A 16,997-nucleotide genomic window follows, 5' to 3' on the forward strand; every position below is an offset into this window, starting at 1 on the left:
GGACCCGGGGCGACGGCGCCCCGGCCACCCCGCTGGTGCACCGAGCAGCGCGTGCACCGCCGCACGCCCGAGACGTCCTCGAGAAGCCCTCGAGAAGCCCCCGAGAAGCCCTGAGCCACCTGGAGCCCCGTGTGAGCGCACCCGTCCGCGACGCCGCCCGCCCGCCCGACCCCGACGCGGCGCTCGACGTCGTCGTCGAGCCGCTGGAGCTCGACGACGGCACCCGCGCCGAGGTGGTCCGCCCCGCCGGCGGCGGACCGCCCGTCGCCGTCCGCGAGCACCCGCGGCCCACGCCGGCGAAGCGCGCCTTCTGGCTCGTCGTCGCGCTCCTCGGCGCGGTCGGGTGGGCGATGGTCGCCGTCGTCCGCGGCGAGAGCGTCAACGCCGTGTGGTTCGTCGTCGCGGCGGTCTGCACGTACGTCATCGCCTACCGCTTCTACGCCCGCCTCATCGAGTACAAGGTCGTGCGGCCGCGGGACGAGCGGGCCACCCCGGCGGAGGTGAAGGAGAACGGGTCGGACTTCCTGCCGACCGACCGGCGGGTGCTCTTCGGCCACCACTTCGCCGCCATCGCCGGCGCCGGCCCGCTCGTCGGGCCGGTGCTCGCGGCGCAGATGGGCTACCTGCCCGGGACGATGTGGATCATCATCGGCGTCGTCCTCGCGGGCGCCGTGCAGGACTACCTCGTGCTCGTCATCTCCCTGCGCCGCGGCGGGCGCAGCCTCGGGCAGATGGCCCGCGACGAGCTGGGGCGCGTCGGCGGGATCGCCGCCCTCGTCGGCGTCATGGCCATCATGATCATCATCGTGGCCGTCCTCGGCCTCGTCGTCGTCAACGCCCTCGCCGAGAGCCCGTGGGGCGTCTTCTCCATCGCGATGACCATCCCCATCGCCCTGCTCATGGGCGTCTACCTGCGCTACCTGCGACCGGGACGGGTGACCGAGGTCTCCGTCATCGGCTTCGTGCTCCTGCTGCTGGCGATCATCAGCGGCGGCTGGGTCGCCGAGACGGCGTGGGGCGCCGAGACCTTCACGCTCGAGCCGGTGACGCTCGCCCTCCTGCTCGTCGCCTACGGCTTCGCCGCGTCGGTGCTGCCGGTGTGGCTGCTGCTCGCGCCGCGCGACTACCTCTCGACGTTCATGAAGGTCGGCACGATCCTGCTGCTGGCGATCGGCGTCCTCGTCGTGCGGCCGGAGGTCCAGGCGCCCGCGGTGTCGTCCTTCGCGGTCGAGGGGAACGGCCCGGCCTTCGCGGGCTCGCTGTTCCCCTTCCTCTTCGTCACCATCGCCTGCGGCGCGCTCTCGGGCTTCCACGCGCTCATCTCCAGCGGGACGACGCCGAAGCTCGTGGAGAAGGAGAAGCAGACCAAGCTCATCGGCTACGGCGGCATGCTCACGGAATCCTTCGTCGCGATCATGGCGCTCGTCACCGCGGTCGTCATCGACCAGCACCTCTACTTCGTCCTCAACGCCCCGACGGCGCTGACGGGCGGCGAGCCGGAGACCGCCGCGGCCTACGTCAACGGGCTGGGCCTCGGGGGGACGGACATCACGCCCGAGGAGATCAGCGCTGCGGCCGCCGGCATCGGCGAGGAGTCGATCATCAGCCGCACGGGCGGCGCCCCCACGCTCGCCTTCGGCATGGCCGAGGTCCTCTCCACGGTCTTCGGCGGGGCCGCGCTCAAGGCGTTCTGGTACCACTTCGCGATCATGTTCGAGGCGCTCTTCATCCTCACGACGGTCGACGCCGGCACCCGCGTCGCCCGGTTCATGCTCTCGGACACCCTCGGCAACATCCCCGGGCCGGCCCGCCGGCTCAAGGACCCGTCGTGGCGCCCCGGCGCCTGGCTGTGCTCGGCGCTCGTCTGCCTCGGCTGGGGCTCGATCCTCACGATGGGCGTCACCGACCCCCTCGGCGGCATCAACACCCTCTTCCCGCTCTTCGGCATCGCCAACCAGCTCCTGGCGGCCATCGCGCTGTCGGTGGTGCTCGTCGTCGTCGTCGGCAAGGGCTTGTACCGGTGGGCGTGGATCCCCGGCCTGCCGCTGGCGTGGGACCTCGCGGTGACCCTGACGGCGTCGTGGCAGAAGATCTTCAGCGACGTGCCGGCGCTGGGCTACTGGGCCAACAACCGGGCGTTCCGCGAGGCCCGCGACGCCGGCGAGACGAGCTTCGGCACGGCGGCCACCCCGGAGGCGATGGACGCGGTCATCCGCAACACGGCGATCCAGGGGACGCTGTCGATCTTCTTCGCGCTCGTCGTCGTCGTGGTGGTCGTCACCGCGGTGCTCGCGTGCGTCCGGTCCGTGCGGGCGGGCGGGGCGCCCTCGACCGAGGAGCCCGCGGTGCTGTCGCGGACCTTCGCGCCGGCGTCCTTCGTCCCGACCGCGGCGGAGAAGAAGGTCCTCGCCGACCACCCCGAGCTGGTCGAGGCGCTGACCCACCGCGGCGGCCACGGGTGACCGCCCTGGCCCTGCGCGGCGCCGACGCCGTGCGCCGCGGTGCCGCGGGCGTCCGGTGGTACGTGACCTCGCTCATGGGCGACACCGCGTACGCCCGCTACTGCGCGCACCTGCGGCGCGACCACGCCGACGCCCCCGTGCCGACCGAGCGGGAGTACTGGCGCGCCCGGCACGCCGCGGCCGACGCGCGGCCGGGGGCGCGCTGCTGCTGACGCCCTCCTGCTGACGCGCCGAGACCGACGGACGGCTGGTCCCCGAGCACGGGAACCGGCCGTCCGTCGGTCTCGGCGTGCGTCGGCCGGTCCGTACCCTCGGGACGTGACCTCCGCCCCCGCCGCCACGGCCGACGTCGTGGACGTGCTGGCCGAGGACGTGTGGGTGGCCCGCGCGGAGGCCCACCGCGAGGCCGTCGAGATGCTGACCGCCGGTCACCGCGAGCGCGCCACGGCGGGCCGGCCCCACCCCGTCGAGGACTTCCTCTTCACCTACTACCGCTTCCGCCCGGGGCAGCTGGCGCGCTGGCACCCGGGCGCCGGCGTCGTCCTCACCGGACCCGCGGCGCGGGAGCGGCGCTCGTGGCGCGGCTACGTGCCGTGGGCCGGCGACGGCGCCGACGGCGTCGTCGTCGACCCGGTCGCCGCGGTCCCCCGCCCGGACCGGCTGCGGCACGTGCGCGACGTCGTCGCCGCGACCCGGGAGCGCCCGGCCGAGCTGGGCTGCTTCGGGCTGCACGAGTGGGCGATGGTGCACGGCTCGGGCGCGGACCCGTCGGTCCTGCGCCACGAGGGGCAGCCGCTCCGGCTCGGAGCGGCGGCCACGGACGCCGTCGTCGAGGAGGGCGCCCGACGGGGGTGGCTGCGCTGCACCCACGTCGACGCGTTCCGCTTCTACCCGGGCAGCGCCGTCGCCCTCAGCCCGCTGCGCCCGACCCGGGACACGCAGCCACTGCTCGAGCAGCCCGGCTGCCTCCACGCGGGGATGGACCTCTATCGGGCGGCCTTCCTCCTCGTGCCGCTGGCGCCGTCCTCGCTCGTGCTCGACGCCTTCCGCCACGCCCGCGACATCCGCGAACTCGACATGCGCGCCTCGCCGTACGACCTCTCGGCGTACGACCGCACTCCGGTCCGGGTCGAGACGCCGGAGGGACGGGCGGAGTACGCGGCGACGCAGCGCGCCCTGGCCGTCCGGGGCCAGGCGCTGCGCGACCGGCTGCTCCCCCTGCTCGACCGCGCCGTCGCCGGCACCACCCAGGGCGTGGGCGAGACGACTACTGCACCCCTGCAGCGCTCCCAGGAGTGAAGCAGGCGTCGACGTCACGTCCGAGGGACCTCCGAAGGTGACGTAGGCGTCGACGTCACCGTCGCGCGCAGCGCACGGTGGGCGAGACGTCCGGGTCAGAGGCAGCCGTCAGACGAGGCGGTGGAGCCAGCCGTGGGTGTCCTCGGCGCGGCCGGTCTGGACGTCGGTGAGGCGCTGCCGGACGGCGGCCGTGACCTCGCCCGTGCCGCCGTCGCCGGCGACCGAGCGGCGGCCCGGCTCGACGAGGGCGCCGACGGGGGTGACGACGGCGGCGGTCCCGCAGGCGAACACCTCGCGGACGCGGCCGCTCTCGCAGCCCTCGCGCCACTCCGCGACGTCGACGCGGCGCTCCTCGACCCGGTGGCCGAGGTCGGCGGCGATCTGGAGGACCGACGAGCGGGTGACCCCCTCGAGGATCGTGCCGCTGAGCTCGGGGGTGACGAGCGTGCCGTCGTCCATGACGAAGAAGAGGTTCATGCCGCCGAGCTCCTCGACCCAGCGGTGCTCGACCGCGTCGAGGAAGGCGACCTGGTCGCAGCCGTTCTCCGACGCCTCGGCCTGGGCGCGCAGGCTCGCGGCGTAGTTGCCGCCGCACTTCGCGGCGCCCGTGCCGCCCGGGGCCGCGCGGGAGTACTCCTGCGACAGCCAGATCGACACGGGCGTGATCTCGCCGCCGCCGAAGTAGGACCCGGCGGGCGAGGCGATGACGAGGTAGGTGACCTCGGCCGCCGGCCGGACGCCGAGGAAGGACTCCGAGGCGAACATGAAGGGGCGCAGGTAGAGGCTGTTCTCGCCGCCGGTCGGCACCCAGTCGACGTCGGCGCGGACGAGCTGCTCGACGGAGCGGACGAAGGCGTCCTCGGGGAGGACGGGCAGGGCGAGCCGGCGGGCCGACGCCGCGAAGCGCGCGGCGTTGGCCTCGGGGCGGAAGGCCCAGACGGACCCGTCGTCGTGCCGGTAGGCCTTGAGCCCCTCGAAGACCTCCTGCGCGTAGTGCAGGACAGCGGCGGCCGGGCTCAGCGTGATGGGCGCGTGGGCGACGACGCCGTCCTGGCCCCACCCGGCGGGCGTCCAGACGGCGCGGGCCATGTGGTCGGTGAAGTGACGCCCGAAGCCCGGGGCGGCGAGGACCTCCGCGCGGTCGGCCTCGGGCAGCCGCGGCACGCCCGCGCCGATCTCGAAGGCGAGCTCCACCGGCTGGTGCCCGGCGGTGGGCACGCCCGCCGCCGAGGTCGCGGGGGCGTCGGGGGCCGCGGTGGGCGCCGGCGCGCCCGGGGTCTCGGTGCTGCTCGCCATGGCGGCACCGTAGTCGTGCCCGCCCCGCCGCCGCGGTCCCCCGCCGCGGGCGGCGGCGGGCGCCGGGTCAGGCCAGCGACGTCGCGATCGCGTCGCCGACCTGCGACGTCGTCCGCGGCCCGAGGTCGCCCCGGCGCAGGAGGTCGTCGCCCACGGCGCGGACGACGCGCTCGGCGGCGTCGGCCTGCCCGAGGTGCTCGAGCAGGAGCGCGACCGACAGCACCGTGGCCGTCGGGTCGGCACGCCCGGTGCCGGCGATGTCGGGCGCCGAGCCGTGCACGGGCTCGAACATGCTCGGCGAGCGCCGCGTCGGGTCGACGTTGCCGGACGCCGCCAGCCCGATGCCGCCCGTGATCGCGGCGGCGAGGTCGGTGACGATGTCGCCGAAGAGGTTGTCGGTGACGACGACGTCGAAGCGGGACGGCTCGGTGACGAGGTAGATCATCGCGGCGTCGACGTGGCAGTAGTCGACGGCGACGTCCGGGTGCTCGGCGCCGACGGCGTCGACCGTGCGGCGCCACAGGTCGCCCGCGTACGTCAGCACGTTGTGCTTGTGGACGAGCGTCAGCTTCCTCCGGGGCCGCGCCTGCGCCCGGGCGAAGGCGTCCCGCACGAGCCGCTCGACGCCGAAGGCGGTGTTGACGCTGACCTCGGTGGCGACCTCGTGCGGCGTCCCGACGCGGAGCGCGCCGCCGTTGCCCGTGTACGGCCCCTCGGTGCCCTCGCGGACGACGACGAGGTCGACGTCGCCGGGCGCCGCCAGCGGGGAGGCGACCCCGGGCAGGAGCCGGCTGGGCCGGAGGTTGACGAACTGGTCGAGCGCGAAACGCAGCCGCAGCAGCAGGCCGCGCTCGAGCACGCCGCTCGGGACGCCGGGGTCGCCGACGGCGCCGAGGAGGATCGCGTCGTGCCCGCGGACCTCCTCGAGCACGCTGTCCGGCAGCGTCTCCCCCGTGGCGTGCCAGCGGCGGGCGCCGAGGTCGTAGTGCGTGGGCGCGACGTCGAGACCCACGCTCGGGGCGACGACGTCGAGCACCTTGAGGCCCTCGGCCACCACCTCGGGACCGATGCCGTCGCCCGCCACCACTGCCAGCCTGACCGTCTGCGCCATGCCGCCGACGGTACCGACGCGTCCGCGGGCTGGGACGGCCGTCCCGCGGAGCAGGACGCTCCCGGGCGGCCGCGCCGGGGCCGTCGGCGCCCGGCAGGCTGGCGGCATGGCTGACACCCCTGTCGTGAAGATCAACGCCATCTCCGTGCCGGAGGGGGCGGGCCCGGAGCTCGAGCGCCGCTTCGCCGCCCGTCTCGGCGCCGTCGACGGCACGCCCGGCTTCCTCGGCTTCGAGCTGCTGCGCCCGACCGCCGGCGAGGAGCGCTACTTCGTCGTCACGCGCTGGGCCGACGACGCCTCCTTCCGCGCGTGGAGCGAGAGCGGGGACGCGAGGAAGGCCCACTCCGGTGAGCGCGCCCGGCCGGTCGCCTCGGGCGCCGACCTGCTCGAGTTCGAGGTCGTCGACCTCGTCGGCCTCCAGGCCCCGCCCGCCTGACGCGACGACGCGCGCGGCCCCGAGGGGTCGCGCGCGTGGTCGGCGGTGCTCGGCGGACGTCAGCGGCCGTCGTCCTCGCCGTCGTCGCCCTGGTCGTCGTCACCGTCGCCGTCGGACCGGTCGCCGTCGCCGTCCTGGTCGCCCTGGTCGCCCTGGTCGCCGTCGTCGCCCCGGTCGTCACCGCCGAAGCCCTGGCCGCCCTCGTCGTCGCGGTCGTCGTCGCCCTCCCCGTCCGCGGGGGCCGGGCAGCCGGCGAGCAGCAGCGCCCCGACGAGCGCGACGGCGCCCGCCCCGCCCGCGCGCAGGACGCCCCGCCGCGGCAGGAGGGCGCCGTCGCGCTCGTCGCTCACCAGGAGTGGGCGACGTCGACGACGAGGCGCGACCCGGTGCCCGGGCCGTCGAGGACGTAGGCGCGGAACGGCAGCTTCGCGCGGACCCCGAGCCCGAGGTCGGTCGTGCCCTCCCAGCTCTCCACGAAGGCGACTTGGCGGAACGTCCGGTAGCCGCTCGTGCTGACGAGCTCGCGCCCGTTGGCCGGGCTGTACGTCTCCCGTCCGGTCGCGGCGTCGTACGAGGGGGCGAAGGCGGTGACCTGCAGCTTGGCCCCACCGCGCAGGGGGACGACGTCGTACGAGGTCTTCCGCACCTGGTCGACGTACTGCACGGAGTAGCTGTCGAGCTTGCCGTCGATGTCCACGACCAGCCGGTCGAAGCAGGCCTGCCGGCCGGCGCGGACGTCCGTGACCCTGCCGCCCAGGTCGGTGACCGACGACTTGGCTCCGGACCCCCACGGCGTCGAGCACGTGGCGGCGGACGCCGGGAGGGCGGCCGGGGCGAGGAGCACGGCCCCCAGCACGGCGGCGAGGGCGGCGCGGACGATCTTCATGGACGTTCCCCTGTCGTCGGCCGCCTCGTGGGCGGCGCGGGCACCCCCCGTCGGGTCCCGGTGCTCGGACGCTAGGGGCGCCCCTCGCCCGGCGCGCGGCGAGTACCGACCCGTGACCGAGGTGCAACGGTGACGTGATCGGACGCTCCCGTGGCACTGCCGCCGGGGCGTCTCAGGCCGATCACGCGGTCTGCTCGACGAGCAGCCGCCGCACCTCCGCCGCGGCCCGGCCGAGCGGGACGTCCTTGCGGTGCGCGACCCCGACGGTCCGCGACCACCCCGGCCCCCGCAGCGGGGTCGACCGCAGCGCCCCGCCGGCCGCCTCGACGACGGTGCGCGGCAGCACCGCGGCCCCCACCCCGGCGCGCACGAGGGCGACGACGACGTCGAGCTCCCCGCCGTCGGCGACGACCCGCGGCGACACCCCTGCCCCGGCGCAGGCGTCGAGGACGCTGGCCCGCAGGTCGTACCCCTCCCCCGGCAGGACGAGGTCGACGTCGCCGAGGTCGGCCGCCGCGGCGCTCGGCCCGGCGACGGGCGCGGGCCCGTCGGCCGCCGCCGCGAGGAGCAGCGCGTCCCGCAGCAGCGGCGTCGTCGCCAGGGCCCCGCCGTGGGCGGCGACGGGCAGGACGACGACGGCCAGGTCCAGCGCGCCGACGGCGAGCCGCTCGACGAGGTCGCGCGAGCCCGCCTCCGCCAGCTCGAGCCGGACGCCCGGGTGCGCGTCGTGGAAGCGCCGCAGGACGGGCGGCAGGAGCGCGGTGCCGGCGCTCGGCGTCGCCCCCACCCGCAGGACGCCCGTCTCGAGGCCGCGCACCCGTTGCATCTCCGCCGTCGCGGCCGCGGCGTCGGCGAGGATCCGCCGCGCGTAGGGCAGCAGCCGCTCGCCCGCCTCGGTGGGCCGGACGTCGCCGCGCCGCCGGTGCAGCAGCGGGCCGCCCACCTCTCGCTCGAGCGACCGCACCTGCGCGGACAGCGAGGGCTGCGCCACGTGGAGCCGGGCGGCCGCCCGCGTGAAGTGGCCCTCGTCGACGACGGCGACGAAGCACGCCAGCTGCTGCAGCTGCACGGGCCGACCGTAGACGCCCGCCCGACCGACCGATAGGCGATTCCTCTCGTCACCGGTCCGACGATCGTCGACCGCGACGGCGAGGCGCCCTACCCTGGCCGCAGGAGCGGCCGTCCCCGGTCGCCGACCGTCGACCAGGAGGTCCCCCCGTGGTCCAGACCCACATCTTCGACGTCGTCATCGTCGGCGCCGGCGGCGCGGGCATGCGCGCGGCCATCGAGTCCGGCCAGCGCTCGCGCACCGCCGTCCTCACCAAGCTCTACCCCACGCGCTCCCACACCGGCGCGGCGCAGGGCGGCATGTGCGCCGCCCTCGCCAACGTCGAGGAGGACAACTGGGAGTGGCACACCTTCGACACCGTCAAGGGCGGCGACTACCTCGTCGACCAGGACGCCGCCGAGGTCATGTGCCGCGAGGCCATCGACGCGGTCCTCGACCTCGAGAAGATGGGCCTGCCGTTCAACCGCACGCCCGAGGGCAAGATCGACCAGCGGCGCTTCGGCGGCCACACCCGCAACCACGGCGAGTCCGCGGTCCGCCGCTCGTGCTTCGCGGCCGACCGCACCGGCCACATGATCCTGCAGACGCTCTACCAGCAGTGCGTCAAGCACGAGGTGGAGTTCTACAACGAGTTCTACGTCCTCGACCTGCTCATGGGCACGAACGAGCAGGGCGAGCAGGCCGCCGCCGGCGTCGTCGCCTACGAGCTGGCCACGGGCGAGATCCACGTCTTCCGCGGCAAGGCCGTCGTCCTCGCCACCGGCGGCGTCGGCAAGGTCTACAAGACGACGTCGAACGCCCACACGCTCACGGGCGACGGCATGGGCATCGCCTACCGCCGCGGCATCCCCCTGGAGGACATGGAGTTCTTCCAGTTCCACCCGACGGGCCTCGCCGGCCTGGGCATCCTCCTGTCGGAGGCCGCCCGCGGCGAGGGCGGCATCCTCCGCAACGCCGAGGGCGAGCGCTTCATGGAGCGCTACGCCCCGACGATCAAGGACCTCGCGCCGCGCGACATCGTCGCGCGGTCGATGGCCAACGAGGTCCGCGAGGGCCGCGGCGCCGGGCCGGACAAGGACTACGTCCTCCTCGACCTCACCCACCTCGAGCCGGCGCACATCGACGCGAAGCTGCCGGACATCACGGAGTTCGCGCGCACCTACCTCGGCGTCGAGCCGTACACCGAGCCGGTGCCCGTCTACCCGACGGCGCACTACGCCATGGGCGGCGTGCCGACCAACGTCGAGGCCGAGGTCCTCGCCGACAACGACACCGTCATCCACGGCCTCTACGCCGCGGGCGAGGTCGCCTGCGTGTCCGTGCACGGCTCCAACCGCCTCGGCACCAACTCGCTCCTCGACATCAACGTCTTCGGCAAGCGCGCCGGCCTCGCGGCGGCGGAGTACGCGGCGCGGCCGACGTCGAAGCTGCTCGAGGTGGAGGACGACCCCGAGCGCGGCGTCGTCGCGATGATCGAGGACATCCGTGGCCGCGAGGCGGGCGAGCGGGTCTCGACCCTGCGCCAGGCCATGCAGGAGACGATGGACGCCAACGCCCAGGTCTTCCGCACCGAGGCGAGCCTCAAGCAGTGCCTCACCGACCTCGCCGGCCTGCGCGAGCGCTACCAGCGGGTCGTCGTGCAGGACAAGGGGAAGCGCTTCAACACGGACCTCCTCGAGGCCGTCGAGCTCGGCTTCCTCCTCGAGCTGTCCGAGGTCATCGTCGTCGGCGCCCTGGCCCGCCAGGAGTCGCGCGGCGGTCACTTCCGCGAGGACTACACGGCGCGCGACGACGTCAACTTCATGCGCCACACGATGGCCTACCGGGCCGTGGACGAGGACGGCAGCGACGCGGTCCGCCTCGACTACAAGCCGGTCGTCCAGACCCGCTACCAGCCGATGGAGCGCAAGTACTGACACCGCTCCCCCCGCTGACGACGACGCCCGCCCCGGCTGCTGCCGGGGCGGGCGTCGTCGTCCGGGAGCGTGGCCGGTCAGGCGTCGACGGGCACGGGCTGCCGTTCGCGCACCTCGCGCGGCCGCGGGTGCACGAGCTGCAGCCCCTCGCAGACGACGGGCATGTCGGCGCGGAACTGCTCCCCGACGAGCGCGAGCCCGGCGCCGAAGAAGCCCTCGTGGACGGCGCGCCAGTGCTCGAGCGAGCGGTCGCCCTCGCCCTCGGCGTACGCGTGCTCCGCGGTGACCTCGCGGAAGGGCACGACCTCGACGGACGTCGTCCGGACGAGCGCCCGGGGGTGCCCGGCGCCGTCGAGGACGATCGACAGGTCGCCGGGGCGGGGCAGCTCCTCGCCCTCGGCCTCGTACTCCCAGTGCGCGCTGGCCGTCGCCGTCTTCACCCCGGTCAGCACGAGCTCGAGCAGCTCGTCGGCCTGCTCGGGCTTGTCCCCGAAGGACCAGGCGGGCGGCGGGACGACCGTCGCGGCGCCCGCGCCCGTCACCACGGACAGGCGGCCGAGGCCGGCGCGGCCCCGGGCCAGCTCCCAGAAGCGGACGATCTCGCTGTCACGGCTGCCGTCGGTCTGCATGGCGCCAGTCTCCCCCGCCGCCGGCACCGCCCGGGACGGCGCCCGACGGCCGGGGTCGCACGCCTTCCCGGACGGACGACGGCGCCCGCCCTGCCGGAGCAGGACGGGCGCCGTCGTCGAGGGGAGAGAGTCAGCGCCCCGCGGAGCCCTCGGTGTAGTCGTCGTCGCTCGTGACCCAGCTCATGAGGCCGCGCAGCTTGCGCCCGGTCTCCTCGATGGGGTGCTGCTCGCCCTGCTCGCGCAGGCGCGTGAACTCCGGCTTGCCGGCGTCCTGGTCGGCGATGAAGCGCTTGGCGAAGGTGCCGTCCTGGATGTCCGTGAGGACGGCCTTCATGTTCTCCTTCACGCGCGCGTCGACGACGCGGGGCCCGGAGACGTAGTCGCCGTACTCGGCGGTGTCGGAGACGCTCCAGCGCTGCTTCGCGATCCCGCCCTCGTACATGAGGTCGACGATGAGCTTGAGCTCGTGGAGGCACTCGAAGTACGCGACCTCGGGCTGGTAGCCCGCCTCGACGAGGGTCTCGAAGCCGGCCTGGACGAGCGCCGACGCGCCGCCGCAGAGGACGGCCTGCTCGCCGAAGAGGTCGGTCTCCGTCTCCTCGGTGAACGTCGTCCTGATCCCGCCCGCCCGGAGGCCGCCGATGGCCTTCGCGTAGGAGAGCGCGAGCTGCCAGGCGTCGCCGCTGGCGTCCTGCTCGACGGCGACGATGACGGGCACGCCGCGCCCGTCGACGTACTCGCGGCGGACGAGGTGGCCCGGGCCCTTGGGGGCGACCATGACGACGTCGACCGTCTCCGGCGGCGTGATGTAGCCGAAGCGGATGTTGAAGCCGTGCGCGAAGAGCAGGACGTCGCCCTCGGCCAGGTTCGGCGCGATGGCGTCGGCGTAGAGGCCGCGCTGGGTCTGGTCCGGCGTGAGGACGACGACGAAGTCGGCCTCGGCGGCGGCCTCGGCGGGCGTGACGACCCGCAGGCCCTCCGCCTCGGCCTTGGCACGGCTCTTGCTGCCCTCGGCGAGGCCGACGCGGACGTCGACGCCGGAGTCGCGCAGGCTCAGCGCGTGGGCGTGGCCCTGGCTGCCGTAGCCGATGACGGCCACGGTGCGGCCCTGGATCAGGGACAGGTCGGCGTCGGCGTCGTAGAACATCTCGGCCACGGGGCAGGGCTCCTCGAGTCGGGGGTGGGTCGGGCGGTGGTGCTGGTCGGTCGGGCGGAGATGCCGCCGCGGGTCAGGCGGAGCGCAGGGGCCGGTCGGCGGCGCGGTCGCTCATCGACCGGGAGCCGCGGGCCAGGGCCACCTGGCCGGACTGCACGAGCTCGCGGACCCCGTAGGGCTCGAGCACGCGCAGCAGGGCCGCGATCTTGTCAGGCTCGCCCGTCGTCTCGATCGTCAGGGCGTCCGGCGCCACGTCGATGACGTGCGCGCGGAAGAGCTGGACGACGTCGAGCACCTGGGAGCGCGTCGTCGCGTCGGCGCGGACCTTGACGAGCAGGAGCTCGCGCTGGACGGCGGCGTGCGGGTCGAGCTCGACGATCTTGAGGACGTTGACGAGCTTGTTGAGCTGCTTGACGACCTGCTCGAGCGGGAGGCTCTCGACGTCGACGACGACCGTCATCCGCGAGACGCCGACCTGCTCGGTCGGCCCGACCGCGAGGCTGACGATGTTGAAGCCGCGGCGGGCGAAGAGCCCCGCCACCCGCGTGAGGACACCGGGCACGTCCTGGACGAGGACGGACAGGGTGTGGCGCGTGGCGGCGCCGCGGGCGGCCTGGGCGGCCTCCGCCGGCTGGAGCAGGCTCATCGGTCGTCGTCCTCGGTCGCGGGGCTCGTGCCCCCGGGCGTACGGGGGTCGGTGCCGGCGACGACGCCCGGGCCCGTGGGCGTCGGGGCGGCGTCGTCCTCGGTGCTGGTCTCCTCGTCCCGGTCCCACTGCGGCGAGATGCCGCGGGCGTACTGGATCTCGTCGTTGCTGACGCCGGCGGCGACCATCGGCCACACCATCGCGTCGCGGTGGACGACGAAGTCGACGACGACGGGCCGGTCGGTGACGGCCATCGCCGCCTCGATCGTCGCGTCGAGGTCCTCGGGACGCTCGCAGCGCAGCCCGACGCAGCCGTAGGCGTCGGCGAGCTTGACGAAGTCGGGGATCCGCTGGCCCATGGCCACCGCCGAGCCGGTGTGCAGGTCGGTGTTGGAGTAGCGGCCCTCGTAGAAGAGGGTCTGCCACTGCCGGACCATGCCGAGGCTGGAGTTGTTGATGACGGCGACCTTGATCGGGATGCCGTTGAGCGCGCAGGTGGCGAGCTCCTGGTTGGTCATCTGGAAGCAGCCGTCGCCGTCGACCGCCCAGACGACGCGGTCCGGGTCGCCGACCTTGGCGCCCATGGCCGCCGGCACGGCGAAGCCCATGGTCCCGAGGCCGCCGGAGTTGATCCAGCTGCCGGGGCGCTCGTAGCGGATGAACTGGGCGGCCCACATCTGGTGCTGCCCGACGCCGGAGACGTAGACGGCCTCGGGGCCCGCCACCTCGCCGAGGCGCTGGATGACGTGCTGCGGGGACAGCGCGCCGTCCTCGGCCGCGGCGTAGCCGAGCGGGTAGGTCTCGCGCAGCTGGTCGAGCTGGCGCCACCAGGCGGCCAGGTCGGCGCGGTGCCCCTCGGCGTGCTCGGCCCGGAGAGCGGGCACGAGCTCGGTGAGGACCTCGCGGGCGTCACCGACGATCGGCACGTCCACCACCCGGTTCTTGCCGATCTCCGCCGGGTCGACGTCGGCGTGCACGACGGCGGCGTCGGGGGCGAAGGACGAGAGCTTGCCGGTGACGCGGTCGTCGAAGCGGGCCCCGAGCGTGACGAGCAGGTCGGCCTTCTGCAGCGCGGTGACCGCGGCGACGGTGCCGTGCATGCCGGGCATGCCGAGGTGGTGCGGGTGGCTGTCCGGCAGGGCGCCGCGGGCCATGAGGGTCGTGACGACCGGCGCGCCCGAGAGCTCGACGAGCTCGGCCAGCTCGGCCGAGGCGCCCGCCTTGATGACGCCGCCGCCGACGTACAGCACGGGGCGCTCGGCCGCCGCGATGAGGCGCGCGGCCTCGCGCACCTGGCGGCGGTGCGGCGTCGTCGTCGGCCGGTAGCCCGGCAGGTCGAGGCGCGTCGGCCAGCGGAACGTCGTCGTCGCCTGGAGCGCGTCCTTCGCGATGTCCACGAGCACGGGGCCCGGGCGGCCCGTCGCGGCGATGTGGAAGGCCTCGGCGATGGTCCGCGGGATGTCGTCCGGGTCGGTGACGAGGAAGTTGTGCTTCGTCACGGGCATCGTCATCCCGACGATGTCCGCCTCCTGGAAGGCGTCGGTGCCGATGGCGGCCGAGGAGACCTGGCCGGTGATGGCGACCATGGGCACGGAGTCCATGTGCGCGTCGGCGATGGCCGTGACGAGGTTCGTGGCCCCCGGGCCGGACGTCGCCATGCAGACGCCGACCTTGCCGCTCGTCTGCGCGTAGCCCTGGGCGGCGTGGCCGGCGCCCTGCTCGTGGCGGACGAGGATGTGCCGGACGCTCGCGCTGTCGAGCAGCGGGTCGTAGGCCGGGAGGATCGCGCCGCCCGGGATGCCGAAGACGACCTCGACCTCGGCGGCCTCGAGCGCACGGACGAGGCTCTGCGCCCCGGTGATGCGCTCCTCGGCGACGGGCGCGGGCGCCCCGCCGGTCGGGCTCGTGGAGCCGGTGGCGCCCTGGGCCGGCGAGGGCACGGCCGGGGCACCGGGGGCGGGCGGGCGCGGCCCCGGGCGGGGCGTGGTCCGCTGGTCGACGCTGGACATGAGGTCCTCCGGGCGGTGCTCGTGGCGCGGGCCCCGGGACGGGGCCTGCTCGGTGGTGCCGGTGGTGCGGGTCGTGCCTACGTGCGGGTCCTGCTCGTGCTGCCGTCCGTCATGCTCCCGGTCCCGCGAGGAGGCCCGGACATGACGAGACCCCTCGGCCGGCGCGGTGGCCGGCGGTCCGAGGGGTCGCGTGCGGAGCCGTGGGTGACGTCGAGGGCGTCGGGCTCACGCACGCCCGGGAACTACGAGGAGGCTCTGCACGGGGACAGCCTGCTCCGCGGCCCGGGACGTCGTCAACCGACGGGACGCCCGTCCCAGCATGCGGGACGGGCGTCTCAGCGGGCGGAGGGCGCTCAGCCGAAGTCGACGCCCTGCGCCAGGGGCAGCTCGTGCGAGGCGTTGACCGTGTTGGTCGCGCGGCGCATGTAGGCGCGCCAGGAGTCCGAGCCGGACTCGCGGCCTCCCCCGGTCTCCTTCTCGCCGCCGAACGCACCGCCGATCTCCGCGCCCGACGTGCCGATGTTGACGTTGACGATGCCGCAGTCGGAGCCGTCGGCGGCCATGAAGAACTCCGCCTCCCGGACGTCGCCCGTGAAGATGGCGCTCGAGAGCCCCTGCGGGACGTCGTTGTGGACGGCCACGGCGTCGGCCAGGTCGTCGTAGGTCATGACGTAGAGGACGGGCGCGAAGGTCTCGGTGCGCACGACGTCGGTCTGCGCCGGCATCCGCACGATCGCCGGCCGCACGTAGCGGGCGGCGGGCGCGTCGTCGGCGAGGACCCGCTCGCCGCCGACGAGGACCTCGCCGCCGTCGGCCACCGCCTGCGCGAGCGCCGCCTCCATGGCCTCGGCCGCGCGCGGGGCGACGAGGGGGCCGACGAGGGCCCCGGGCGCCGTCGGGTCCCCGACGGGCAGCCGGCGGTAGACCTCGACGAGGCGCCGGGTGAGCTCGTCGGCCACGGAGGTGTGGACGAGGAGGCGGCGGAGCGTCGTGCAGCGCTGGCCGGCCGTGCCCGCGGCGGCGAAGACGATGCCGCGGACGGCGAGGTCGAGGTCGGCCGTCGGGGCGACGACGGCGGCGTTGTTGCCGCCCAGCTCGAGCAGCGTGCGGCCGAAGCGGCCGGCCACGCGGGCGGCGACGTCGCGGCCCATGGGCACCGAGCCCGTGGCGGAGACCAGCGGCACGCGCGGGTCGTCGACGAGGCGGCGACCGACCTCGGCGTCGCCGAGCACGAGCGGGAAGAGGCCCTCGGGCGCCCCGCTCTCGCGGGCCGCCCGCTCGGCCAGCGCCGTGCAGGCCAGCGCCGTGAGCGGCGTCAGCTCGGACGGCTTCCACACGACCGGGTCGCCGCAGACGACGGCGAGCGCGCTGTTCCACGACCACACGGCGACGGGGAAGTTGAAGGCGCTGACGACGGCGACCGGGCCGAGGGGGTGCCACGTCTCCTGCAGGCGGTGCCCCGGGCGCTCCGACGGCATCGTGCGGCCGGTCAGCTGGCGCGAGAGGCCGACGGCGAGGTCGCAGACGTCGACCATCTCCTGCACCTCGCCGCGCGCCTCGGACGGCGTCTTGCCGACCTCGACGGTGACGAGGGCCGCGAGGTGCTCGAGGTGCTCGACGAGGAGGGCGCCGAGGCGCTTGACGAGGAAGCCGCGCACGGGGGCCGGCGTCGTCCGCCAGGTGGTGAAGGCGGAGACGGCCTGCGCGACCGCCTCGTCGACGTGGTCGGGCGTGGAGGCGACGAGCGGGAAGAGGTCCTCCCCCGTCAGCGGGGTGCGCGCGGTGACGACGCGCTCGCCGCCCGCCGCGGCGCGCTCGCCCTCGGCGGTCAGCGCGGCGGTGTCGACGCCGCACGCGGCGAGGGCCGCGAGCGCCCGCTCGCGCAGCTCCGCGGTCGTCGTCGTCAGCCGCAGGACGGCCGGCGCGGGCGCCCCGCCCTCGAGCGGCTCCCCCTCGGGGACGTGGGGGGCGGCGGTGGCGGAAGTCACGGGGTTCTCCTCGGGCAGGTGGGTCGGTGGGGCGGGAGCACTGCAGCACGGGCGCGGGACCCGCCGGCGGAGGTCCGTCCGCCGGCGGGCCCCG

15 protein-coding genes are annotated in these 16,997 nt (G+C 75.2%); 5 read left to right on the top strand and 10 right to left on the bottom strand.

The window, feature by feature from the left end:
* Positions 1-203 precede the first annotated feature (203 nt).
* From EDC03_RS06970 to EDC03_RS06980, 3 genes are all read left to right on the top strand, one after another.
* On the top strand, positions 204-2,462 hold the full coding sequence (locus EDC03_RS06970; RefSeq protein WP_199720053.1) for a carbon starvation CstA family protein: 2,259 nt from the start codon (positions 204-206) through the stop codon (positions 2,460-2,462).
* Between the two features lie 5 nt (positions 2,463-2,467).
* The gene (locus EDC03_RS17545) at positions 2,468-2,674 is read left to right on the top strand and encodes a CstA-like transporter-associated (seleno)protein (RefSeq protein WP_422393799.1); all 207 of its coding nucleotides are present in this window, start codon (positions 2,468-2,470) and stop codon (positions 2,672-2,674) included.
* A 106-nt stretch (positions 2,675-2,780) separates the two neighbouring features.
* The gene (locus EDC03_RS06980) at positions 2,781-3,761 is read left to right on the top strand and encodes a 3-methyladenine DNA glycosylase (protein WP_199720011.1); all 981 of its coding nucleotides are present in this window, start codon (positions 2,781-2,783) and stop codon (positions 3,759-3,761) included.
* A 108-nt stretch (positions 3,762-3,869) separates the two neighbouring features.
* On the opposite strand, the gene EDC03_RS06985 is transcribed toward EDC03_RS06980, so the two are convergent.
* Entirely contained in the window at positions 3,870-5,057 is a 1,188-nt protein-coding gene (locus tag EDC03_RS06985; RefSeq protein WP_123379489.1) for a branched-chain amino acid aminotransferase, read from the bottom strand.
* 67 nt (positions 5,058-5,124) lie between these two features.
* A complete protein-coding gene (locus EDC03_RS06990; protein WP_123379708.1) occupies positions 5,125-6,168 on the bottom strand; it encodes a 3-isopropylmalate dehydrogenase in 1,044 nt (347 codons plus the stop codon).
* A gap of 106 nt (positions 6,169-6,274) precedes the next feature.
* Here EDC03_RS06990 and EDC03_RS06995 point away from each other — a divergent pair, with 106 nt between their 5' ends.
* Entirely contained in the window at positions 6,275-6,604 is a 330-nt protein-coding gene (locus EDC03_RS06995) for an antibiotic biosynthesis monooxygenase family protein (protein ID WP_123379490.1), read from the top strand.
* A 59-nt stretch (positions 6,605-6,663) separates the two neighbouring features.
* On the opposite strand, the gene EDC03_RS17550 is transcribed toward EDC03_RS06995, so the two are convergent.
* The 3 genes from EDC03_RS17550 to EDC03_RS07010 all read right to left on the bottom strand — a co-directional run bounded on the left by EDC03_RS17550 (position 6,664) and on the right by EDC03_RS07010 (position 8,559).
* Positions 6,664-6,954 (bottom strand): hypothetical protein, encoded by a 291-nt coding sequence (locus EDC03_RS17550; protein WP_158674229.1) that lies wholly within the window; start codon positions 6,952-6,954, stop codon positions 6,664-6,666.
* Positions 6,951-7,490 carry an AMIN-like domain-containing (lipo)protein gene (locus EDC03_RS07005; RefSeq protein ID WP_123379491.1) on the bottom strand — a complete coding sequence of 180 codons (540 nt, stop codon included), beginning with the start codon at positions 7,488-7,490 and terminating at the stop codon, positions 6,951-6,953. The genes EDC03_RS17550 and EDC03_RS07005 overlap by 4 nt, the downstream gene beginning before the upstream one ends.
* Positions 7,491-7,671: 181 nt before the next feature.
* Positions 7,672-8,559: a LysR family transcriptional regulator gene (locus EDC03_RS07010; protein ID WP_123379492.1), complete on the bottom strand. Its 888-nt coding sequence runs from the start codon at positions 8,557-8,559 to the stop codon at positions 7,672-7,674.
* Between the two features lie 203 nt (positions 8,560-8,762).
* Here EDC03_RS07010 and sdhA point away from each other — a divergent pair, with 203 nt between their 5' ends.
* Entirely contained in the window at positions 8,763-10,475 is a 1,713-nt protein-coding gene (gene sdhA, locus EDC03_RS07015) for a succinate dehydrogenase flavoprotein subunit (RefSeq protein WP_422393800.1), read from the top strand.
* Between the two features lie 77 nt (positions 10,476-10,552).
* On the opposite strand, the gene EDC03_RS07020 is transcribed toward sdhA, so the two are convergent.
* From EDC03_RS07020 to amaB, 5 genes are all read right to left on the bottom strand, one after another.
* Positions 10,553-11,104 carry an ASCH domain-containing protein gene (locus tag EDC03_RS07020; RefSeq protein WP_123379494.1) on the bottom strand — a complete coding sequence of 184 codons (552 nt, stop codon included), beginning with the start codon at positions 11,102-11,104 and terminating at the stop codon, positions 10,553-10,555.
* 130 nt (positions 11,105-11,234) lie between these two features.
* Positions 11,235-12,260, bottom strand: a complete 1,026-nt coding sequence (gene ilvC, locus EDC03_RS07025) for a ketol-acid reductoisomerase (protein WP_123379495.1) — start codon at positions 12,258-12,260, stop codon at positions 11,235-11,237.
* A gap of 73 nt (positions 12,261-12,333) precedes the next feature.
* Entirely contained in the window at positions 12,334-12,906 is a 573-nt protein-coding gene (ilvN, locus tag EDC03_RS07030) for an acetolactate synthase small subunit (protein ID WP_123379496.1), read from the bottom strand.
* Positions 12,903-14,915, bottom strand: coding sequence for an acetolactate synthase large subunit (locus EDC03_RS07035; protein ID WP_123379497.1), 2,013 nt, complete (start codon positions 14,913-14,915; stop codon positions 12,903-12,905). Before EDC03_RS07035 ends, ilvN begins: the two co-directional genes overlap by 4 nt.
* A gap of 353 nt (positions 14,916-15,268) precedes the next feature.
* Positions 15,269-16,828 (bottom strand): L-piperidine-6-carboxylate dehydrogenase, encoded by a 1,560-nt coding sequence (gene amaB, locus EDC03_RS07040; protein WP_123379709.1) that lies wholly within the window; start codon positions 16,826-16,828, stop codon positions 15,269-15,271.
* Positions 16,829-16,997: the final 169 nt, after the last annotated feature.

This window comes from Pseudokineococcus lusitanus, assembly GCF_003751265.1.
Classification (GTDB): domain Bacteria; phylum Actinomycetota; class Actinomycetes; order Actinomycetales; family Quadrisphaeraceae; genus Pseudokineococcus; species Pseudokineococcus lusitanus.